Genomic DNA, 19,656 nt, shown 5'->3' with positions numbered 1-19,656 from the left:
AGACCGGACATATTCGGCAGGGCAACGATACTTGGCCGGGTTACCCGCCGGGGCCCGATACGTGCAGCCTGTGTCGAACGCGGTGTTGCCGACGCTGCCGCTGTCCCTCGGTTTCCCTACTGGACCCGAACGATGATCTCGGAGTGGCCCAGCCGGATGATGTCGCCGTCGGCCAACTGCCACTCGGTCACCGGGGCGTTGTTGACGGTGGTGCCGTTGGTCGAGTTGAGATCCGACAGTAGTGCGGCATGCCCGTCGAAGCGCACCTCAAGGTGACGACGCGAGACGCCTGTGTCCGGCAGCCGGAACTGGGCGTCCTGGCCGCGGCCGATCACATTGGTGCCCTCGCGCAACTGGTAGGTACGGCCGCTGCCGTCGTCCAGCTGCAACGTGACAGTGGTACGTCCCGTTCCGGCGCCGCCTCCGGTCGGGGCGCCGTAGTCGGGGCTGCTCTGGTAGCCGCCGTGCTCGTAGTCGCCGTATTCGGGCTCTCCGTAACCACCCGGGGGCGGTCCGTAGCTGCCTTGCTGCGGCGGAGCGCCGTAGCCGCCCTGCTGTGGGTAGGCGGGGGGACGACCGTAGTCCTGGCCGGGAGGGGGACCTTGCGGTGAGCCGTACCCGCCGCCCTGCTCGTACTCGCCGTAGTTGGGGCGAGGAGGCTCACCGTATCCGCCCTGCTGCGGCGGGGCGGGGTAGCCACCTTGCTGTGGGGGCGCCGGTGGGCGGCCGTAGTCCCCGCCGCCTTGCGGTGCTTGCGGCGGGGCTCCGTAGCCGCCTTGGTCATAGCCGCCGCGGCCACCCTGGTCGTAACCGCCCTGCTGGGGCGGGCGCTGCGGGTAGCCGCCCTGCTCGTAGCCGGCCGGCGGGCGGCCGTAATCCTGACCGTGCTGCTGGCCTTGTCCGTAGCCGCCGCCTTCATAGCCACCCTGGCGCGGGGGGTATCCCTGGTCGCCTTGTGGAGGCTGCTGACCGCGCGGATCCTGATCGGGACGCCCGTACCGGTCGTCCTCCCGGCCGTACTCTTCGCCGGGGCGTCCCTGCTGGGGACCTGGGTTGTCAGTCATGGATGCTCCTGGTTGTGAATCCGGGGTCGAAGGGGCAGTCGTCACGGCGCCGTGCGTACGGTCCCGCTTGGTATCGGGATTGACCACACCGCGCGTACGAAACTGGCCGGTGTGCAAGTTCGGTGATTGTTCGAATCGGACAACAACTTCACCATACGTTTGCCACCCCTGATCGCGAATATATTCGCGCAGGTGTTCGGCGAACGTGTCTGGGTTGAGATCGCGGTCATCGGCCGCTTTCTCGTGATCTCCGGTGCTGAGGAGGACGAAGAACTCATTGGGAGTCAGCAGCCGCCCTTGGCCCGCTGACCTGACTCCGTCGGCGGCCTCGCGACGCAGCGAGGCCTGCACTTCCTGGGGAACGATGCTGCCGCCGAATACGCGAGCGAAGGCATCGCCGACCACGTCTTCAAGCTTGCGCTCGAAGCGCTGGACAATTCCCATGCCTCCTCCTTTCGGCGATCGCGTGGCAGCTCTGAGCGCATGACACAGCGCACCGCCACGAGCGGATCTCGAGTAGATGGTATCGGTTTGATGATCGTCGGCACCCACTCCTCTATTACGAGACGACATCGTCTTGGCACCAAGAGGCCTTCTACGCTCGCCGTATGTCAGAATTGGCGTGCGTAAACGGGCTTTCGCTAGGCGTTCTCGGTTCAAAGGTGGGGTCCGGAGCGTGATAGGCTCTCGCGGTCGTTGGGGCGAGTGGCGGAATGGCAGACGCGCTGGCTTCAGGTGCCAGTGTCCTTCGGGACGTGGGGGTTCAAGTCCCCCTTCGCCCACAAGCTACGTGGGCTAGGAAGCCCAACGATAAAAGGTCAGGAACTCGAAAAGGGTTCCTGACCTTTTTGCTTTTGCGTTTTTGTTGGTGCCGCGTTGTTTCCGCTCACGACAACGCGCGGTCCTTGGACTGGTTCGTACAGTTTTGCTCATTTGCATATGCGGCCGGTGTGAGGCCGGTGTGGTGGCGGAAGAAGCGGCCGAAGTTGGCTGTGTCGGTAAAGCCGAGGTGGCTGGCGACGGCGCGGGCGGTCCACGTTGGGTTGGTGAGGAGCCGGCGGGCTTCGAGCCCTCGGCGTTGGTCGATGATCTGCCGTGCTCTGATTCCTGCGGTTGACTTGGTCGCGCGGCTGAGAGTGCGTGTGGAGCAACCCAGTAGCCGGGCGTATTCCTCAACATGGTGCAGGTCTCGGAAGTGAAGCTCTACGGCGTCTAAAAGTCGCGCATAGAGCGACTCTCCAGAGGGCGGTGTGATTCGGGAACGGCTGCCTTGACGGCCGCGTGGGGCTGAGTTGCCTAAGTCTGGCGAGCTTGCCAGGCGCAGCAGCATGGCCTCAAGGAGGCTGCACCGCAGTGCGTGGTGGGCGGCGAGCGGACGACGTCCTAGCGCCCGGTGTTCGTCAAGAAGCTGCAGTGCCGTCTCTTGGAGCCAGCAAGTGTCACCCGGATGTGGAGTGAGTACAGCCGGGGCATCGTGGGCAGTGGCTCGGGTCAGCAGGGGGACGATATCGGGCCGCAGAACCTCGGGGTTAAAGAGGATGAAGGGTCCGCGGGCGGTGCTGGGGTCGTGCCAGCACTGGACGTGTCCGGGCCGTACCCACAGCCATTGGCCGACGGCGATCTTGTGCGTGACGTGGTCGACGTCGTGCCACAGCTCGCCCTCGGTGACCAGGATCAAGTAGTGGAAAGTGGCGCGGCCGGGGAGAGGTGGACTCCATGGCCAGTCGTCGTGGTGTTCGCGAAAGTACTCAAGGGTGGTGACTTCCAAACCGTAAGGAGTGCCAACCGGCGGCTGGAAATGGAAAAGCGGCTCGGCGGTGGGGCCCGAACCCTCGGCGCGGGCCGGGAAGGCATCCTGCCCCCGGGACAACACTTGTCGCTTACTGACCATCATGTGTCCGCAGTATGCCGCAGACCGGCAGATCTTGGGAGATAACTTGGGTCTGCGGAAAGGAATTTGGTGATGGATGGCAGAACACTGCAGAAGACCGCGGGCAATTACGCCGAGAAGCTTCCCGGATCAAATTTAGTGCACCCATTCGGCGCGGAATGGGAAGTCTTCAAAGTGCGCGACAAGGTCTTCATGCTCATGACGCAGGTGACGGGTGAGCCGATGGTGATCCTCAAATCGCACCCCGAAGAAGCCGCAGCCCTTCGCCACGAGCATATCGCGATTACCCCCGGATATCACATGAACAAGAAGCACTGGATCACCGTCACGGGCGGGTCCACAATCGACCGGCGCCTGGTCAAGGAACTCGTCACGGACTCGTACCGCCTCGTCGTCGACGGACTCCCGAAGTCTCAGCAGCCCGTTAACGAGTGAACAAACTCATCCTCACCAACTCAATCACAAAAGGAAACGAACCAATGGCTGTCAACAAAGAAGAAATCAGCAAGCACATCCTTGCGCTGGAAAAGTCGTTCAACGAGCGGTGGAGCATCGGCGACAGCCGGGGATATCTCGACAATTACGCAGAGGACATCAGCTACTTCGATCCAATTTTGGAAAAGCTGATTGTCGGAAGTGACGCAGTAATCTCACACATCGACTCGCTCTATTCCAACCCGAACATCGTCCGAAACGAGTACCTCAACCCGTCCGTGCACGTCAGTGACGGCGGTGATTTCGCAGCCCTGGCTTACAACCTGAACACCTATGTGCGCGACGACAACGGCGCCGAGCAGTTGAGCCGCGCCTGGAACGCCACCGAGGTATACCGACTCACCGACGGCACCTGGCGGATCGTGCACTCCAACTGGGCGCTCACGACGAGCACAAACGGTCAGATCGTCTTCTAACCCCCCTTACCGGCAGGCCTTCATAGATGCCAATAGTTGGCCAGCCACATATTTTGCTGTAGTGTATGTGGCTAGCCACCTAATTGGGTGGTTCATCCATAGGAGGTGTCATGAAAGCCGTTCAGTTCGACCGGTTCGGAGGAACCGCTGTGCTGCACATGGCGGACGTCGAGGTGCCGCAGCCTGGACCGGGGCAGGTACGTGTGCGGGTCAAGGCTGCGGGAGTAAATGCCCTGGACGGCAAGGTCCGTTCGGGTTCGCTCAAGGCCGTGTTCCCCACTCCGTTGCCAGCTATCCCCGGCTACGAGGTCGCTGGCGTGGTGGACGCCGTCGGCCACGGCGTGTTCGAGGTGAAGATAGGCGATGAGGTGGTGGGCTGGTCTGACACCGGCGCCTATGCCCAGTACGCACTTGCCACCACGGTGGCGATCAAGCCTTCGGGTCTTGATTGGCAGCACGCGGTCGCGCTGCCGGTAGCAGGCGAGACGGCCGAGCGGGTCCTGAACTTGCTCGATGTCGCTGCCGGGGAAACGGTGCTGATACACGGTGCGACCGGGGCCGTCGGGACGGTGGCGGTCCAGCTCGCAAGGGCCCGCGGGGCACACGTCATCGGGACCAGTGGGCCGGCGAACCAGGAATACCTCACCTCACTCGGTGCCACTGCCACGGTTTACGGCGAGGGCCTGGTCGAGCGGGTCCGGGCGCTTGCCCCCGACGGCATCGACGCGGTCTTCGATGTGGCCGGTAAGGGAGCCCTCGAGGAATCAATCACCTTGCGCGGCGGCACCGAACGCATCGTTACGATCGCGGACTTCCGCGCCAACCAGCTCGGTATCACATTTGCCACCAGTACGGCCCAGCGCTCAGCTGCGTGCTTGACCGCTCTGACTCAAGCCGCCGCCGACGGCACGCTCGTCACCACCGTCACCGCCTATCCATTGGATGAGGCCGCCAAAGCCCAACAGGCCAGCGACGCCGGGCACGTACGGGGCAAGCTCGTGCTCACCGTTGAGTGACCACACATCCATTTCCGTCAAAACGGATATCACCAATCTAAGGATCAAACATGCTTAATTCCTTGTGGGCGCCGACCACCGTCGGCCGCGCCGCTGTTCCCCACCGCTTGGTCATGGCCCCCATGACCCGGGATCGCTCAACACCCGAGGGCGTCCCGACCGAGCTGAACGCCGAGTACTACGCACAACGAGCAACGCATGCGCTGGTTATCACTGAGGGCACCCAGCCCTCGGAAGACGGCCAAGGATATTTACTCACCCCTGGCATCTACAGTGACGAGCAAATCGGTGGCTGGCGCAAGGTCACCGACGCTGTCCATGAGGCCGACGGTCTGATCTTCATTCAGTTGATGCACGTCGGACGTATCTCCCACCCCGACAACACCCCCCACGGGCGTCAGCCAGTTGCTCCGTCAGCAATTCGACCGCAGGGCACGATGTTCACTGCCAGCGGTCCACAAGAAATGCCGACGCCTCGCGCTCTGTCTACTGAGGAAGTTGTCGCGACCGTCGGGGACTTTCGACGCGCGGCGGCGGCCGCCATCGAGGCGGGGGCCGATGGCGTGGAAATCCACGGAGCCAACGGATACCTGGTGCATCAGTTCCTCTCTGACAACACTAATCAGCGGACCGACCGCTACGGGGGCACTATCGATGACCGTGTCCGCTTCGCTGTCGAGGTGGCTACCGCAGTGGCCGACGAGATCGGTGCTGACCGCACTGGCCTGCGCATCGCCCCGCGCAATCCCTACAACGACATCGCCGAGTCCGACACCGCCGAACTGTATTCGGCGCTACTGAACGCACTGGGCCCCGTTGGCCTTGCCTACCTGCATGTAATGCACATGGGCGACGAGACGCTGCTGAAAACCTTGCGTGCGCAATGGACGAGCACGTTGATCCTCAATCGTGGCGGTACCGACATGCCGACTCGGGCCAAGGACATCGAAAACGGTGTTGCGGATCTAGTGTCGGTCGGCGCCCTCGCACTTGCTAACCCGGACCTCGTCGCCAGGCTGCTCTTGAATGCGCCACTGAATTCCCCCGATCCGGCGACCTTTTACACAGGTGGCGCGGCCGGTTACGTCGATTACCCCACTTACGGCGGCTGAAAGGAGCCGAGCATGCCGAAGCCTGCACCGCACATCCCGACTACCTTCAGCGAAGGGCGGGTGAGTTACGCGATCTTTCAGCTCGCGCGAGCCCACCGCGGCTACGCTGCTGCACTGCTCCGGCAGCTAGATCTGCATCCCGGACAGGAACTTGTGCTTATGCATCTGCACGATCGGGATGGCCAAACGCAATCCGAGCTGCTGGCAAGCATTGGACTTGACCACTCCACTATTTCAAAGACATTGCGGCGCATGCAAGAAGCGGGCCTGCTCGTGCGCAAACCGGCCGAGCACGACCGACGTGTCATGGTCATCCATCTGACCGAGCAGGGCCACGCGATGCGCGAACCCATCGCCGCCATGTGGCGCACCCTCGAAGAGACAACTACGCAGAACCTCTCCCCAGAGCAGGCGAAAGTACTGATAAGCGCCGCAGATTCAATCATCGACGCAATCAATAACCGGCCCGAAGGGCCCAAGGAAAGCGAGACCCCATGACTGTCAACCCATCTACCGGCCCGGTCCTGGTGATCGGTGCGACCGGCTTCCTCGGCGGCAAGGTCGTAGACGAGCTGATCAAACGCGGCAAACCCGTGCGTGCATTAGTTCGTGCCAGCACCGACGCGAGCCGTCTGGAGAAGCGAGGGGTCGAGATTGCCCGCGGTGACATGCTCGATCTGGATTCACTGGTCGGCGCGATGACCGGAGCGGCTGCCGTCATCACCACCGCCGCTGGCTACACCCGTGGGGGAAAGGAAGCGAACGACATCGACACTGTCGGTAATGCCAACCTTGCCCAGGCCGCACACCTGACCGGCATTCGGCGGTTCGTCCTCACGAGCATCTTGACAAGTGATCAGACCCCTGACGTTCCGCATTTCTGGCACAAGAAGGTCGCCGAGGACAAGCTCGAGCGGCTCGGTGTCCCGTTCGTAGCCCTTCGCCCCGGCGCGTTCGTCGACCAGGTTGCCGGCATGGCGGGCAACCCCATCGAAAAGGGCCGGATCGTGTGGCCCGGCAAGGCGAACGTCCCATTGACATTCGTTCACACCTCCGACCTTGCCGCCTATCTCGCAGCAGCGGTCGACGCCGACGTAAATGACGGAGAGCGCATCGACATTGGCTGGGACCGCCCGATCGACGTGCGTGGACTGGCACATCTCATGGGCGCCAGAGCCGGCAAGACAATCAAAGTGCGAGCGATTCCTTCAATCGTCGTGCGTAGCGCAGGCACCATCGCTGGAAGGTTCATGCCGATAGTCAAAGACATGTCCGCGATGTTCAGCTGGTTCGATACCGGCCGATACGTCGCCGATACCACCCGGCAAGAACAAGTATTCGGACCCGCACCCACTGCGGAGGCCGTCACCGCTCGTTTGACAGACGAGTTGAGCACGACCCCCTGATCGTGCCCCGGACACGTCCCGCGCTGAAGGCCCCGTGCAACGAGATGGTGCCGAAGGTGGGGCGGTCGGATGGGCCGGGCGGTAAGCGAGCCCGCGTACCTGCTGCGTCGTCACCCCGCAGTACGGTTCGCGTTGCCGGTCGGGCTACTGCTGTACGGTCGATCGAAGCGTGTTTTCTATGATTCGGGCAACGAGGGGGAAGAGATGCCCGATCCGTCCATAGGCGACGAGGATGCTGACCGGCGCGAGGCGCCGCAAGGCCGGGGTGCCGTGCGGTGGCAAGAGCCGGGTGTCACCACGCCACGGCCACCCACCGTGGCCGAGTCGCGGGCCCGCGACAAGGCACGGCGGACCCGTGAGGCCGAACGGAAGCTTGCTGAGGTCCAGGCACGGAAGGCTGAGGAACGGCGCCGGACCCGCAACAACGTCCTGATGGGTTCCATGGTTGTCGCGGGTATCGCGGCGGTGGTGGCCGTGGGGTACGCGGTGATCGACCGCGATGACGATGTTGAGGCGACCTGCGTTCAGGACGGCTCCAATGTCGTCGCGCCCGAGCAGTACTGCGAGCGCGGCGCGGCATCGTCCTCGGGCGGCGGCGTCTTTATCTACGCCGGATCGCCCTATCGGTACTACTACGGTGGACGGAATCAGGGCATTGGAACCATTGCATCCGGCGGCAGTCTTGAACTGCCCAGGGGCACGCGGGCCAAGACCAGCTCAGGTACCACTCTTACCAAATCCGATGGCTCGGGCAGTGTTTCACGGTCTCCGTCGGTATCGCGCGGCGGCTTCGGGTCCAGCAGCTCGGGAAGTTCGGGGAGCTGATGCGGCGTGAGCATGCGCGGCCCCGCCCCGGCTGGGAAGAAACCGTTGCCTCCCAGGGAATGTGTTACGGCACGCCCGCCCGGATGGCGGACGGTAGTGACCGCCCCTACTGGGACGAGTCGGTCCACTACGTCTTCGACATGGACGAGGTGCTGTCCCTAGAAGCCACCGTCGAAGTGCTGCACTCCATGTGCCTGGACGCAGTCGAGCAGGTGATCCTCACCGGGCGCTACCGAGATTTCGGGGTGCCGGAATGGTCCTGGGAGTACATCGAAAAGTCTTGGCGCCGAAGAGATCCCCACCTGTACGGGCGCTTCGATCTCCGATATGACGGACGGCGGCCACCGGTCCTGCTCGAGTACAACGCCGACACCCCTACCTCGCTGCTGGAGGCGTCAATCCTGCAGTGGCACTGGAAAACGGACGTGTTCCCCGAGGACGACCAGTGGAACTCCCTGCATGAACAGCTGGTCGCGCGCTGGACGCAGATCAGTAAGCAGCTTGCCGGTACGGAAACACATTTCACCTGGTCATCGGCCGATCAGACCGGTGAAGACAACGTGACCTTGGCCTATCTGCAGGAGTGCGCGGCCGAGGCCGGGATCAACACGGCGGGCCTGCCCATCGAGGATATCGGCTGGGATCACGACCTCAACCGGCTCGTGGACCTGGAAGAGGCGCCGATCGAATCGATCTTCAAGCTGTATCCGTGGGAGTGGATCCTCGACGACGACTTCGGCCGCCACGCCCTGGACCTGCTGCCCGAGACTCTGTGGATCGAGCCGTTGTGGAAAACGCTCCTGAGCAACAAGGCGATTCTTGCGATTCTGTGGGAGATGTACCCCGGCCATCCCAATCTGTTGCCGGCCTATCTCGACAACCCACACGAGCTGACCGAGTACGTCCGTAAGCCGAAACTTGGTCGAGAAGGCGCCAATATCACCGTGGTGGGAGCGGGCTACGAGACGGCCACCGGCGGTGTCTACGGTGAGGAAGGCTATGTCTACCAGCTGCTCGACCCACTGCCGGAGTTCGACGGCATGAGGCCCGTTCTTGGTGCGTGGATCGTCGGCGACGAATCAGCGGGGCTGGGTATACGGGAGACAGCCGGCCTGATCACCGACGATGGCGCCGCGTTCGTTCCGCACCGGATTCCACCTCAATAGGGAAACCGAAACACCAGGGAAATGGGAATCGCAACCATGAACGCAGCAGGGTATTGGTCGATCGTCGCTCACGGGGCGGCAGCAATCTGGCTTTATGCGGCAGTCGGTTTCGTGCTGATGGTCATCGGATTCTTTGTGCTGGATTGGACAACCCCCGGTCCGCTGCGGCAGATGGTCCGGGTGGGTCTGCCCAACGCCGCCGTGATCACCGCGGCGGGACTCCTCTCGCAGGCATTCGTGATTGTGCTTGCCATCTACACCGCGTCGGGGAACATCGCCGAAGGGCTGTTGCGCACCTTGGTGTTTGGCCTCATCGGTATTGCCGCCCAGACGATCTGTATCAGGCTGATCGAGTGGGTGATGGGCCTTGATGTTGGAGATCTGCTGGCGCACAAGAGGTTCACCCCAGCCACACTTGTTGTCGCCGCCGCCTATGTGGCTGTCGGCCTGGTTATCGCCGCTGCGATCCTGTAATCCCAATCGTAGGGGCAGTTGGCGGCGCGGCCATGAGCGAACGCTCCGCTACCGTCATATCCATGCAACCCCTCCGGACCGGCAGCAAGGGAATGCCTCGTCAGGAACGGGAGCAATGGATCTTGACCGCCGCCGCCGACGAGTTCGGGGAATCGACCTTTGCGGCATCAAGCATGAACGGGGTCGCCACACGGGCCGGGGTATCCAAGGCCCTCGTGCTGGCCTACTTCGGGTCCAAAGAGGATCTCTATATCGCGTGTGTCGAACGAGCTGGGGAGCGGATTGCCACCGCGATCGGCGACGCGTTGGCGGGATCGCCGGCGCGCGCCGAGGTCGCCGAGGCGGTGCTGACGGCAATCTTCACCACGCTCGAGAACCGGCGCAGCGACTGGCCGGTCCTCTACGACCGGACGGTGCCGAGCGGGCGGGCCCGGGATGCCGCGCGGCGGCAGCGGACCATTCTGCGCGAACAGGCCGCCGCCGCGGTGACCAGAACGCTTGGGGCCGTGGGGCTCAGCGATGACGACGACCTTTCGGCGGCGACGCTCGTCTGGGAAAACATGGTCTCGGCGTTGGTTCAATGGTGGCGGCACCACTCCGAGCGTTCCGCCGATGAGATGGCCGGACGCGCGCGGAGGGTTCTCATGGCGTTGTCCGACCGCGCCATCGACGAACTTTGAGCATGCGGACCCGGCCGATCAAATGTTGCTGGTGACCTGCGCCACAGTCACGTGGGGGTATCGGGGGCCTACGTCAGTGGCACACTGTTCAGACTTCTCTGACGAAGACCTCAATAAGCGCAGGTCACGCTCGGCTTTGCTTCTGGGCGGAGAGAAGAGCGTTAGAACTAGCAATCTAGAAATCTAGATTTAAAACAGTTCAAAGGCTGAGGGCTGATTTCAGGCGAACTATCGACAGCACTATTAGGTGATGCTAACTTCGCTTCATGCGGTCGCTGATTCGCGAGGCTAGATGATCACCAATGATCAACACAGCTACTTCACGCCATGCGCCCTACCCGGTGCTCATCGGCTGTGGTCTGTTCGAGCATGGCCCGACCGTGTATTCGCTCGTCACTAAGCGCACTGCTCAAGGAAGGGAATGCCCACGATGAATCTCAATGTCGTTCCGGAAGGTCTGCTCGCCACGAGTGCGGCCGTGGAGGCACTGACCGCACGGTTGGCGGCCGCTCATGCCGCGGCCGCTCCGGTGATCGGTGCCGTGGTTCCGCCCGCGGCCGACCCGGTGTCGTTGGAGACCGCGGCCGGCTTCAGTGCGCGCGGCGTGGAGCACTCTGGTGTGGCCCTGCAGGCGGTCGAGGAATTGGGGCGGGCCGGGTTGGGTGTCTCGGAGTCCGCGGCCAGTTACACCACCGGTGATATGCAGGCCGCCGTCACGTACATGATCGCGCGGGGTTAGCTTCGGTGACTGCTCCGATTTGGATGGCTTCGCCCCCCGAGGTGCATTCGGCGCTGTTGAGCGCCGGTCCCGGGCCGGGCGCACTGTTGGCGGCTGCCGCCCAGTGGCAGGCGCTCTCTGTGCAATACACCACTGCGGCAACGGAGTTGACGCAGCTACTCGCTGCTACCAGCGCCGGATCATGGCAGGGTCCCAGCGCCACCCAGTATGTCGTCAGCCACACCCCTTACCTGGCGTGGCTGACCCAGCAGAGCGCGATGAGCGCCACCAACGCGGTGTTGCAGGAGACCGCTGCGGCCGGCTACACCACCGCGCTGGCCGCCATGCCCACGCTGGCCGAGCTGGCCGCCAACCACATGATCCACGGTGTGCTGATGGCCACCAATTTCTTTGGTATCAACACGATTCCGATCGCGCTGAACGAGGCCGACTACATCCGGATGTGGGTCCAGGCCGCCACCGCGATGAGCGTGTACCAGGGTGTTTCGGGCACGGCCCTGGCCGCGACGGCGCCGACGCAGCCTTCGCCGATGATCATGGCGCCGGGCGGCGAGATGTCTCGCATGTCCGCGGACATGATGTCGATGTCCGCGCAGCCGCAAGCCCTCGAATCCGGCACCGCGCTGGATAACAGCAATAACATGATCGATCAGCTCATGCGGTTCTTGACCAATCCGCTGGGCACGCTCCAGGACATGATCGAAGACTTCATGAAGAACCCGATCGCCGCGCTTATCGCATGGTTCCCGTTGTTGTTCTTTATCGCCTACGAGGCGTTTTTCATCCCCTTCGGCTTCACCTTCTGGGGCGTCTTGTTGTCCGCGCCCGCCTGGCTACCGATTGTGCTGGGGCTCGCGCTGTCGGCGCTGGCGCCGCCCGCAGGGGCAGAAGAGCCCGGCGATCAGGATGAGCCTGGCCGCGAGCCCGCGCGGATCGAGCGGAGGAACCCGCATCAGGATCTGCAACTCGCGCAGGTTCCTTCGGGGCAGTCGATGTCCGGCGGTTCGTCCTCGGCTCCGACCACTCCGAGCAGTCCGGCGTCCTCACCTGCCCCGGCGGCGGCTGCGACTCCGGCGTACATGGTGTATGCGGTGCGTGAGGATCCGCCTCCGGTGCGGTTTGGGCCGACCTTGAATGAGGGTGCCGGCGCGAAGGCGCCGGCGGCGGGGATTTCGGCGGCGGCTGCGGCGGCGGCCTCGGCGCGTTCACGGGCCCGCCGCAAGCGGGGTGCCCGGATCAAGGATCCGGCCCCGCAGTTCATGGACATGAATTCGACGGTGGACCCGGACTTCTCGGAGCCGGCCGCACGCCAGCCGGTCGGGGTCGGGGCCTCGGGGCGCGGTACCGGTCAGCTCGGTTTTGCCGGGGCCGCCCCGGTCGGCACCACCACCGCTGCGGCCGGACTCATCGAACGCGAAAATGCCGCCGAGGCGATGGATAGTTCGCGCACGATGCCGATGCTGCCCACCACCTGGGGCACCGATCCCGAAACGCCCGCCGACGGGGGGTCCAGCAGCTGACCGGCAACCCCATCCCGCTGACCACCCGAATTACATGCAACACAACACGATTGAGGAGATGAATAATGAGTTTGCTTGATGCACATATTCCGGCTTTGGTGGCCGCTGAGGGCACGTTCGGTGCCAAGACCGCGTTGATGCGTTCGACGATTTCGCAGGCCGAGCAGGCCGCGATGTCGGCGCAGGCCTTCCATGTCGGGGAGTCCTCGGTGGCCTTCCAGGCCGCGCACGCCCGGTTCGTGGAAGTGGCCGCCAAGGTCAACGCGCTACTGGATATCGCCCAGATCAACCTCGGTGATGCCGCCGCCACCTACGTGGCCGAGGACGCCGCCGCCGCCAGCCGCTACATCGGCGTCTAACCCACCCCACTCGACGGAAAGGACAAAACCAAAGATGTCGCAGATCACGTTCAACTACCCCGCGATGCTCGCCCATGCCGGCGAGATGAACACCTACTCCGGCGTGCTGACCGCCCTGGGCGCCGACCTGGCCGCCCAACAAGCCTCCCTGCAGGCCGCCTGGCACGGCGATACCTCCATGAGCCAAGCCGCCTGGCAGGCCCAATGGAACACCGCCATGGAAGAACTCATCCGCGCCTACCGCGCCATGGGCACCACCCACGAAACCAACACCCTGTCCATGAACGCCCGCGACATGGCCGAAGGAGCCAAATGGGGCGCATAAACGCCGACTAGCAATACATAAGGGCCAGAGACTCCAAAGAGTCTCTGGCCCTTATGTATTGATTACCCCCCACGCGGTGAGTGCTCCGGCAACGCGGCGATTGCCGCCGTTGCGTTCCTGCCATCGGCGGTAGACGTCAACGGCGCCGTCACGAGAATCGTGGCGCATGGGCAGCCGACGCTGGTCCCAGGCTTTGGCGAACTCGCCGTAGAAAGTGTTGAACTCGAAGTACTTTCGGTCGTCTACATAGTGCGGTTCGTATGCTTCGCGGGTCGTCAGGAAGACGACCTCATCGGGCGAGCAGTAGTAGAGCGCACCGAGACACATGGGGCAGGGTAGGGCCAGTACGTAGACGGTTGCTCCGGCCAGGTGCTCGGTGCCCAGTATGGTGCACGCGTCCCGGATGGCCAGGATCTCCGCATGTGCGGTCGGGTCATTGGTCTGGGCGACCTTGTTCGGGCTCTCGGCGAGGATCGCGCCGTCCTTCACGATGACGGTGGCGAATGGTCGCCCACCCTCCTCGACATTGCGGCGTGCGAGATCTATGGTTCGTTGCGCGAAATCCATGGGGATCCTTAGAGGGTGTTTGAAGATTGGGAATTCGGTCAGAAAGGAACGGTGGGCAGGTACTTGCCGTCCAGGGTGATCACCGCGCGGTGTCCGCCCTCGGGGTCGGGAACTTTCTGCACGTTGAGCTTGAAATTGATGGCGCTGATGATGCCGTCACCGAACTGCTCGTGGACCAGCGCCTTCAGTGTGGTGCCGTACACCTGGAGCATCTCGTAGAAGCGATAGATCGTCGGATCGGTCGGGATTCCACCGGGGATGGATCCGCGGGTCGGGATGGTCTGTAGAAGCGATGCGGCACCTTCGTCGAGGCCGAGGAGATCGGCGACCGCGACGGCGGCCTGCTGCGGTAGCGGATGCTGACCCAGCACAGCGGCGGTGACGAAGGCCGGCGAGTATCCGGCGGCGTCGGCGATCTGCTGCCAGCTCAGGTTCTTGGCGATCTTGGCCTCGACTGCGGCGATGGCCAGTTCTTCGCGACTGGTGGCGTCGAATTGTGCGTGCACCATGTGCGTCATTCCTCTCGGGTACGGGATGTAGGCGGGTGCGGGGTCCGGTTGGATGCGGTAACCCGTCCGTGAACCCAGCCTGCGCCACCTGGCGCTATAGAGTCCAATACCTAAATTCGATTGCCACTATTAGCAAAAGTTATAGTTGTTGGCGGTCAGTACTGTTGGGCTGCCGCACGGACGCCCTCCGCGAACGCGCGTGCCGCCACGGAGTGATAGGCGGTGTTGCGCCGCAACAGCTCCACGGTCCGGGTGGGCAGCGGTGGGGTCAGCGACACCAGATGCAGGCCGGAATGCTCGCGTGCGATCGCGTCAGGAAGCACGGTGGCCAGCGAGCCACGTTTGACGAATTCCAATAGCGCGCTGATTGAATTGGCTTCGACCGCGATGTGCGGCGCGACCCCGAGGCCGGCGAAGTAGGTGTCGATGTCCTGCCGCGTCGCGAAGTCCGCGCTGAGCAGACCCAATGCCTCGTTGGCGAGCCGGTTCACCGCCAGCGATGCCCCTTTGGCCGCGAGCGGATGATCCGAGCCGACAACCAGCCGCAGCGTCTCGGTGAACAGAGGGACGTGGTCGATCCCCGCGGGATGTGGTCCCGCGAAAGCGATCCCTAGGTCGAGCCGGTCGGCCAGCAGGTCGGCCTCGATGCGTTCCTGGGTGCTCTCCCGCACCGTGAGTGCGATGCCGGGGTGGGCCGTGCGGAACCGGTGTACCAGCGGGCCGATGAAGTAGGCGGTGAAGGTCGGCGTCATCGCGACCCGCAGATGTCCGCGCGACAGGTCCTGTACGTCGTGGACCGCACGTTCGCCCGCGTCGAGATCTCGCAGCGCCAGCCGTGCGTGCTGCGTGTACGCCTCCCCTGCGTCGGTCAGCCGGACCGTGCGGCCCGACCGGTCGAGCAGCACCACTCCGAGTGTGCGCTCAAGCTGCTTGATCTGCTGCGAGAGCGTTGGCTGAGAGATGTGCAGCGCCTCCGCTGCGCGGGTGAAATTCGCGTGATCGGCAACCGCGAGCAGGTACCGGATATGACGCAGCTCCATCGGAGCCACTATAAGTCGCCATCCGCAGCATGCGGTCACTCAGCGAGCGGCGTTGATGGCCTTAAGGATCCGCTGCTCGCTGACCGCTCGCGCGGTACCGAGCTGCTGGGCCCACAGGCTCACCCGTAGCTCCTCGATGAACCATGCGATGTCCCTGATGTCGGCATCGTCGGCGCGCCCGGCAGGCAGGTCACGCAGGAGATCGTCGTAGGTGTCTTCGACGGCGTGTACGCGCTGCATCCGCTCGCGGTCCGCTTCCACGCCCTGCGGCAGGCGTTCCAGTCGAATCCCGATGGCGGTGACGTAGCGCGCCAGGTCTGCCAGCCGCGCCGCGCCGGTGGCCGCCACGAACCCGTCCTCGAGAAGCCTGGCAAGTTGGTCGCGCATGTCGGCGATCGCATCTGCCTGCACCGCAGGCGCTTTGGTGGGTAGTGCCACCTGCACTTCGCTCCAGGCCGATACCACTTTCTCGGCACGGCGCACGACGTCGAGTGTGGTTGCCGTGAGGTTCTGTGCGGCACCGTCCCGAAGGGCGGTGAACTCGGCCCGTGTCCAGACCGGCGCGGGCGCCAGCAGATCGACTGCTGCGTCGGCGCAGTCATCGAGCAGCGCCGCCAGCGAGCCATCCGGATTTGATGAGAGCAGCAGCTTGGATCGCGGGTCTAAGCCTCGGTCAACGATTTTCATGGGCGACGGAATCGACAACCGCAGCAGGCGCCGGGTGCCGGCCGCCATGGCTGTCCGCTGCTCGGAGGCGGTGGCGAACACGTGGATGTCCACGGAGGTGCCGGTGTCGACCAGGGCTGGGTATCCGCGCACGGTGTGTCCGCCGCTGACTTGTTCCACGGTGCGGGGCAATTCGGCCAAATCCTCGGGCCAGCCACGCAGACCGTGGCGTTCCCACTCCCCCGCCACCACCGCTGCCACGGCTTGACGGGTGGAACCCGCGAGCTGCTGTTGCAGTGCCTCAAGATTCTTGTCGCGCGCCACCTCGAAGCCGTCGGCGGACTCGACGATGAACGTAACCCGCAGGTGCGGAGGAACCTTGTCCAGGTCGAACGCATCGGTGGGCACGCGGATGCCGGTGAGCCGATGCAGCTCGCGCCCCAACGCGTATATCAGCGGTTCGGCGCCGGGCTTCAGGTTTTCGAGCACCGCGCGGGCGGTATCGGGTGCGGGAACGAAGTTGCGACGCAGATCCTTGGGCAGCGAGCGGATGAGTGCGGTGATCAGCTCTTCGCGTAAAGCCGGTACATGCCAGGCGAATTCATCACCACCCAGGCGGGCGAGAACTTCGACCGGGATATGCACGGACACGCCGTCGTCGGCCGCACCCGGTTCGAATCGATAGCTGACCGGCAGTGCCACATCGCCGGCCCTCCAGGTGTCGGGCATGTCGGCAGCCGAGTTCCCGGCGCGCAGCAGATCGTCACGGGAGAATGTCAGTAGATCCGGTGTCTTGTGCCGTTGCTTGCGCCACCAGGCATCAAAGTGCTTTGCGGACACCGCCTCCGCGGGAATACGCGCCGCGTAGAGTGCAAAGATCTCGTCATCGCCTACCAGCAGATCGCGCCGTCGCGCCTTGTCCTCGAGCTCGGACAGCTCCTCCAATAGCCGTGTGTTGTCTAGCAGGAAGTGATGCTTGCTCGGCCAGTCACCCTCCACGAGGGCGTGCCTGATGAACAATTCGCGGGCCAGCTCCGGATCGATCTGCGCATAACCCACGCGGCGCCGGGGCACCAAGGGCAGCCCGTACAGCGTCACCCGCTCGAAGGCCATCACGGCTCCGCGCTCGGCGTCCCAGTGCGGCTCGCTGTAGGTGCGCTGCACCAGATCCCCGGCGATTCGCTCGACCGATTGCGGCTCGATACGTGCCGCGATTCGGCCGAACAATCGGCTGGTCTCCACCAGGTCGGCGACCACCACCCACCGCGGGGGCTTCTTGGTCAGCACCGAGCCGGGAGCCAGCACGAACTTGGTATTGCGCGCGCCGGAGTAGTCGCGGGTGTCGCCCTCGCGTAACCCGATATGGGACAGCAGACCGGCCAGCAACGCGGCGTGGACCAGGCCGGGATCGGCTTGCTCCCCCGACTCCCGGATGCCGAGGTCGCGTGCGATGCTGCGCAGCTGACCCACCAGGTCCTGCCATTCCCGGATACGCAGGTAGTGCAGAAACTCGTCCCGGCACATGCGGCGAAATGCGCTGCCGGAGAGCTGGCTTCGTTGATCTTGAAGGTACCGCCAGAGATTGAGGTAGGCGTTGAAGTCGGAATGATCGTCGGCGAACCGGGCGTGCTTTTGCCGGGCGGCCTCCTCGCGGTCTGCCGGCCGCTCCCGCGGATCGGGAATCGACAGGGCTGCGGCGAGCACCAGGATCTCCTCGACGCAGCCTTCGGCATCGGCTTGCAGGATCATCCGCCCGATACGCGGGTCGAGGGGGAGGCGCGCGAGCCGGCGCCCCAGCTCGGTGATGGCGCCGCCGGTGTCGAAGGCGCCGAGTTCCTGCAGCAATTGCACACCGTCGCGGATGCTGCGCTTGTCGGGCGGATCCAGGAAGGGGAAATTCTCGATATCGCCGAGCTGCAGAGCCGCCATCTGCAGGATCACGGCGGCGAGGTTGGTCCGGAGTATCTCCGGATCGGTGTAGCGGGGCCGAGCCTCGAAGTCCTGCTCGGAGTACAGCCGGATGCATACACCGGGCGCGGTCCGTCCGGATCGGCCGGACCGCTGTGCGGCCGAGGCTTGCGAGATGGGTTCGATGGGTAGGCGCTGTACCTTGGTGCGCCGGCTGTAGCGGGAGATGCGTGCGGTGCCGGGGTCGATGACGTACCGGACGCCGGGAACCGTCAGCGAGGTTTCGGCGACGTTGGTGGCTAGTACCACGCGCCGACCGGTGTGAGGCTGAAATACCTTGTGCTGCTCTGCTGTTGGTAGTCGTGCGTACAGCGGAAGTATCTCGGTACCAGCGCGGACGACGTCCCTCAACGCTTCAGAGGTATCGCGGATCTCACGTTCGCCGGACAAGAACACCAGCACGTCCCCGGGCGGCTCGCTCTCCAGCTCGCGGACGGCGTCGGCGATGGCCTCGGTCTGGTCGCGTATTTCAGTACGGACGATCTCGTGATCGGGGTCATCGGGTTCGTCGTCAGCTTTCGCGCGGGAGTCGCTGGGTACGGGGACTTCCAGTGGCCGGTAACGAATCTCGACAGGGTACGTCCGGCCGGAGACTTCGACGATGGGTGCGTCTCCGAAGTGATCCGAAAATCGTTGTGGCTCAATGGTCGCTGACGTGACGATGACCTTGAGGTCGGGCCGGCGCGGCAGCAGTTCACGCAGATAGCCGAGCAGGAAGTCGATGTTGAGGCTGCGCTCGTGGGCCTCGTCGAGGATGAGCGTGTCGTATCGCAGCAGCCGCCGGTCGCGCTGGATCTCTGCGAGCAAGATCCCGTCGGTCATCAGCTTGACCAGGGTGCGATCACTGGCTTGGTCGGTGAATCTGACGGTGTAGCCCACAGTTTCACCGAGCGGGGTGTCCAGCTCTTCGGCGATGCGCTCGGCGACGGTGCGTGCTGCCAGTCGGCGCGGCTGAGTGTGCCCGATGGTGCCGCGAATTCCTCTCCCGAGCTCCAGGCAGATCTTGGGAAGTTGCGTGGTCTTTCCCGATCCGGTTGCGCCGGCGACGATGACAACCTGATGCGTGGAGATGGCCCGGGCGAGTTCTTCTCGATGTGCGCTGACGGGCAGATCCGGATACGTGATGGAGGGGATCGCAGCGGTCCGGGTGGCGACCAGGGCCTCGGCGGCGACGAACTGTTCGGCGAGTTTGGCTAGCGCGCCGGGGTCTGTGTCACGTTGATTCTTCAGACGTCGCCCGAGTCGAGATGCGTCGCGAATGGTCAGTCCGTCGAGGCGCGCGCGCAGCGCGGGACGGGACAATTCGGACACTCGGACAAGGATAGGCCGCGTTGCGAAGAGTCCTGCTGGTCGCCTCTAGATTCTGTTGATGAAGCTGCCGGGGAATCCGGGAAAGTGGTGACCCGGAAGGATCGCGA

The 19,656-nt window shown here is 64.1% G+C and carries 20 protein-coding genes and 1 tRNA gene; 15 read left to right on the top strand and 6 right to left on the bottom strand.

Annotated elements, in window-relative coordinates:
• Window positions 1-116 precede the first annotated feature (116 nt).
• Window positions 117-1,508: an FHA domain-containing protein gene (locus AC5Y5C_RS00220; RefSeq protein ID WP_499967982.1), complete on the bottom strand. Its 1,392-nt coding sequence runs from the start codon at window positions 1,506-1,508 to the stop codon at window positions 117-119.
• A 255-nt stretch (window positions 1,509-1,763) separates the two neighbouring features.
• Here AC5Y5C_RS00220 and AC5Y5C_RS00215 point away from each other — a divergent pair.
• Window positions 1,764-1,846, top strand: a tRNA-Leu gene (locus AC5Y5C_RS00215).
• 104 nt (window positions 1,847-1,950) lie between these two features.
• Here AC5Y5C_RS00215 and AC5Y5C_RS00210 read toward each other — a convergent pair.
• On the bottom strand, window positions 1,951-2,958 hold the full coding sequence (locus tag AC5Y5C_RS00210) for a helix-turn-helix domain-containing protein (protein ID WP_499967981.1): 1,008 nt from the start codon (window positions 2,956-2,958) through the stop codon (window positions 1,951-1,953).
• A gap of 69 nt (window positions 2,959-3,027) precedes the next feature.
• Here AC5Y5C_RS00210 and AC5Y5C_RS00205 point away from each other — a divergent pair, with 69 nt between their 5' ends.
• The 14 genes from AC5Y5C_RS00205 to AC5Y5C_RS00140 all read left to right on the top strand — a co-directional run bounded on the left by AC5Y5C_RS00205 (window position 3,028) and on the right by AC5Y5C_RS00140 (window position 13,488).
• Window positions 3,028-3,390: an MmcQ/YjbR family DNA-binding protein gene (locus AC5Y5C_RS00205; protein ID WP_499967980.1), complete on the top strand. Its 363-nt coding sequence runs from the start codon at window positions 3,028-3,030 to the stop codon at window positions 3,388-3,390.
• A gap of 44 nt (window positions 3,391-3,434) precedes the next feature.
• The gene (locus tag AC5Y5C_RS00200; RefSeq protein WP_499967979.1) at window positions 3,435-3,866 is read left to right on the top strand and encodes a YybH family protein; all 432 of its coding nucleotides are present in this window, start codon (window positions 3,435-3,437) and stop codon (window positions 3,864-3,866) included.
• Window positions 3,867-3,976: 110 nt separating this feature from the next.
• Entirely contained in the window at window positions 3,977-4,882 is a 906-nt protein-coding gene (locus AC5Y5C_RS00195) for an NADP-dependent oxidoreductase (RefSeq protein ID WP_499967978.1), read from the top strand.
• Window positions 4,883-4,932: 50 nt separating this feature from the next.
• Window positions 4,933-5,994: an alkene reductase gene (locus AC5Y5C_RS00190; RefSeq protein WP_499967977.1), complete on the top strand. Its 1,062-nt coding sequence runs from the start codon at window positions 4,933-4,935 to the stop codon at window positions 5,992-5,994.
• Window positions 5,995-6,006: 12 nt separating this feature from the next.
• The gene (locus tag AC5Y5C_RS00185) at window positions 6,007-6,492 is read left to right on the top strand and encodes a MarR family winged helix-turn-helix transcriptional regulator (protein ID WP_499967976.1); all 486 of its coding nucleotides are present in this window, start codon (window positions 6,007-6,009) and stop codon (window positions 6,490-6,492) included.
• The gene (locus AC5Y5C_RS00180; protein ID WP_499967975.1) at window positions 6,489-7,400 is read left to right on the top strand and encodes an SDR family oxidoreductase; all 912 of its coding nucleotides are present in this window, start codon (window positions 6,489-6,491) and stop codon (window positions 7,398-7,400) included. The genes AC5Y5C_RS00185 and AC5Y5C_RS00180 overlap by 4 nt, the downstream gene beginning before the upstream one ends.
• A 204-nt stretch (window positions 7,401-7,604) precedes the next feature.
• The gene (locus AC5Y5C_RS00175) at window positions 7,605-8,225 is read left to right on the top strand and encodes a hypothetical protein (RefSeq protein WP_499969244.1); all 621 of its coding nucleotides are present in this window, start codon (window positions 7,605-7,607) and stop codon (window positions 8,223-8,225) included.
• Window positions 8,225-9,391 carry a glutathionylspermidine synthase family protein gene (locus AC5Y5C_RS00170; RefSeq protein WP_499967974.1) on the top strand — a complete coding sequence of 389 codons (1,167 nt, stop codon included), beginning with the start codon at window positions 8,225-8,227 and terminating at the stop codon, window positions 9,389-9,391. Before AC5Y5C_RS00175 ends, AC5Y5C_RS00170 begins: the two co-directional genes overlap by 1 nt.
• Window positions 9,392-9,427: 36 nt before the next feature.
• Entirely contained in the window at window positions 9,428-9,865 is a 438-nt protein-coding gene (locus tag AC5Y5C_RS00165) for a DUF350 domain-containing protein (RefSeq protein ID WP_499967973.1), read from the top strand.
• 92 nt (window positions 9,866-9,957) lie between these two features.
• Window positions 9,958-10,545 (top strand): TetR/AcrR family transcriptional regulator, encoded by a 588-nt coding sequence (locus tag AC5Y5C_RS00160; RefSeq protein ID WP_499969242.1) that lies wholly within the window; start codon window positions 9,958-9,960, stop codon window positions 10,543-10,545.
• A gap of 430 nt (window positions 10,546-10,975) precedes the next feature.
• Window positions 10,976-11,284: a PE family protein gene (locus AC5Y5C_RS00155; RefSeq protein WP_499969241.1), complete on the top strand. Its 309-nt coding sequence runs from the start codon at window positions 10,976-10,978 to the stop codon at window positions 11,282-11,284.
• A gap of 5 nt (window positions 11,285-11,289) precedes the next feature.
• Window positions 11,290-12,804 carry a PPE domain-containing protein gene (locus tag AC5Y5C_RS00150; RefSeq protein ID WP_499967972.1) on the top strand — a complete coding sequence of 505 codons (1,515 nt, stop codon included), beginning with the start codon at window positions 11,290-11,292 and terminating at the stop codon, window positions 12,802-12,804.
• A 65-nt stretch (window positions 12,805-12,869) separates the two neighbouring features.
• On the top strand, window positions 12,870-13,163 hold the full coding sequence (locus tag AC5Y5C_RS00145; RefSeq protein WP_078324150.1) for a type VII secretion protein EsxS: 294 nt from the start codon (window positions 12,870-12,872) through the stop codon (window positions 13,161-13,163).
• Between the two features lie 34 nt (window positions 13,164-13,197).
• Window positions 13,198-13,488 carry a WXG100 family type VII secretion target gene (locus AC5Y5C_RS00140; RefSeq protein WP_030095673.1) on the top strand — a complete coding sequence of 97 codons (291 nt, stop codon included), beginning with the start codon at window positions 13,198-13,200 and terminating at the stop codon, window positions 13,486-13,488.
• 51 nt (window positions 13,489-13,539) lie between these two features.
• Here the strand turns inward: AC5Y5C_RS00140 and AC5Y5C_RS00135 are convergent, their stop codons facing one another.
• From AC5Y5C_RS00135 to hrpA, 4 genes are all read right to left on the bottom strand, one after another.
• The gene (locus tag AC5Y5C_RS00135) at window positions 13,540-14,055 is read right to left on the bottom strand and encodes a nucleoside deaminase (RefSeq protein ID WP_499967971.1); all 516 of its coding nucleotides are present in this window, start codon (window positions 14,053-14,055) and stop codon (window positions 13,540-13,542) included.
• A 38-nt stretch (window positions 14,056-14,093) separates the two neighbouring features.
• The gene (cynS, locus tag AC5Y5C_RS00130) at window positions 14,094-14,564 is read right to left on the bottom strand and encodes a cyanase (RefSeq protein ID WP_499969239.1); all 471 of its coding nucleotides are present in this window, start codon (window positions 14,562-14,564) and stop codon (window positions 14,094-14,096) included.
• Window positions 14,565-14,719: 155 nt separating this feature from the next.
• On the bottom strand, window positions 14,720-15,604 hold the full coding sequence (gene cynR / locus AC5Y5C_RS00125) for a transcriptional regulator CynR (RefSeq protein WP_499967970.1): 885 nt from the start codon (window positions 15,602-15,604) through the stop codon (window positions 14,720-14,722).
• 39 nt (window positions 15,605-15,643) lie between these two features.
• Window positions 15,644-19,549, bottom strand: coding sequence for an ATP-dependent RNA helicase HrpA (gene hrpA / locus AC5Y5C_RS00120; RefSeq protein WP_499967969.1), 3,906 nt, complete (start codon window positions 19,547-19,549; stop codon window positions 15,644-15,646).
• Window positions 19,550-19,656 lie beyond the last annotated feature (107 nt).

The organism is Mycobacterium sp. NGS15 (assembly GCF_059813245.1).
The sequence above is the reverse complement of the archived record's forward strand: the minus strand, read 5'-3'. Positions and strand labels throughout refer to the sequence as shown.

Bases quoted from the DNA above. Each gene is read 5' to 3' on its own strand.
- AC5Y5C_RS00220 (WP_499967982.1), bottom strand. From the start codon at position 1,508: ATGGGAATTGTCCAGCGCTTCGAGCGCAAGCTTGAAGACGTGGTCGGC.
- AC5Y5C_RS00210 (WP_499967981.1), bottom strand. From the start codon at position 2,958: ATGATGGTCAGTAAGCGACAAGTGTTGTCCCGGGGGCAGGATGCCTTC.
- AC5Y5C_RS00205 (WP_499967980.1), top strand. From the start codon at position 3,028: ATGGATGGCAGAACACTGCAGAAGACCGCGGGCAATTACGCCGAGAAG.
- AC5Y5C_RS00200 (WP_499967979.1), top strand. From the start codon at position 3,435: ATGGCTGTCAACAAAGAAGAAATCAGCAAGCACATCCTTGCGCTGGAA.
- AC5Y5C_RS00195 (WP_499967978.1), top strand. From the start codon at position 3,977: ATGAAAGCCGTTCAGTTCGACCGGTTCGGAGGAACCGCTGTGCTGCAC.
- AC5Y5C_RS00190 (WP_499967977.1), top strand. From the start codon at position 4,933: ATGCTTAATTCCTTGTGGGCGCCGACCACCGTCGGCCGCGCCGCTGTT.
- AC5Y5C_RS00185 (WP_499967976.1), top strand. From the start codon at position 6,007: ATGCCGAAGCCTGCACCGCACATCCCGACTACCTTCAGCGAAGGGCGG.
- AC5Y5C_RS00180 (WP_499967975.1), top strand. From the start codon at position 6,489: ATGACTGTCAACCCATCTACCGGCCCGGTCCTGGTGATCGGTGCGACC.
- AC5Y5C_RS00175 (WP_499969244.1), top strand. From the start codon at position 7,605: ATGCCCGATCCGTCCATAGGCGACGAGGATGCTGACCGGCGCGAGGCG.
- AC5Y5C_RS00170 (WP_499967974.1), top strand. From the start codon at position 8,225: ATGCGGCGTGAGCATGCGCGGCCCCGCCCCGGCTGGGAAGAAACCGTT.
- AC5Y5C_RS00165 (WP_499967973.1), top strand. From the start codon at position 9,428: ATGAACGCAGCAGGGTATTGGTCGATCGTCGCTCACGGGGCGGCAGCA.
- AC5Y5C_RS00160 (WP_499969242.1), top strand. From the start codon at position 9,958: ATGCCTCGTCAGGAACGGGAGCAATGGATCTTGACCGCCGCCGCCGAC.
- AC5Y5C_RS00155 (WP_499969241.1), top strand. From the start codon at position 10,976: ATGAATCTCAATGTCGTTCCGGAAGGTCTGCTCGCCACGAGTGCGGCC.
- AC5Y5C_RS00145 (WP_078324150.1), top strand. From the start codon at position 12,870: ATGAGTTTGCTTGATGCACATATTCCGGCTTTGGTGGCCGCTGAGGGC.
- AC5Y5C_RS00140 (WP_030095673.1), top strand. From the start codon at position 13,198: ATGTCGCAGATCACGTTCAACTACCCCGCGATGCTCGCCCATGCCGGC.
- AC5Y5C_RS00135 (WP_499967971.1), bottom strand. From the start codon at position 14,055: ATGGATTTCGCGCAACGAACCATAGATCTCGCACGCCGCAATGTCGAG.
- cynS (WP_499969239.1), bottom strand. From the start codon at position 14,564: ATGGTGCACGCACAATTCGACGCCACCAGTCGCGAAGAACTGGCCATC.
- cynR (WP_499967970.1), bottom strand. From the start codon at position 15,604: ATGGAGCTGCGTCATATCCGGTACCTGCTCGCGGTTGCCGATCACGCG.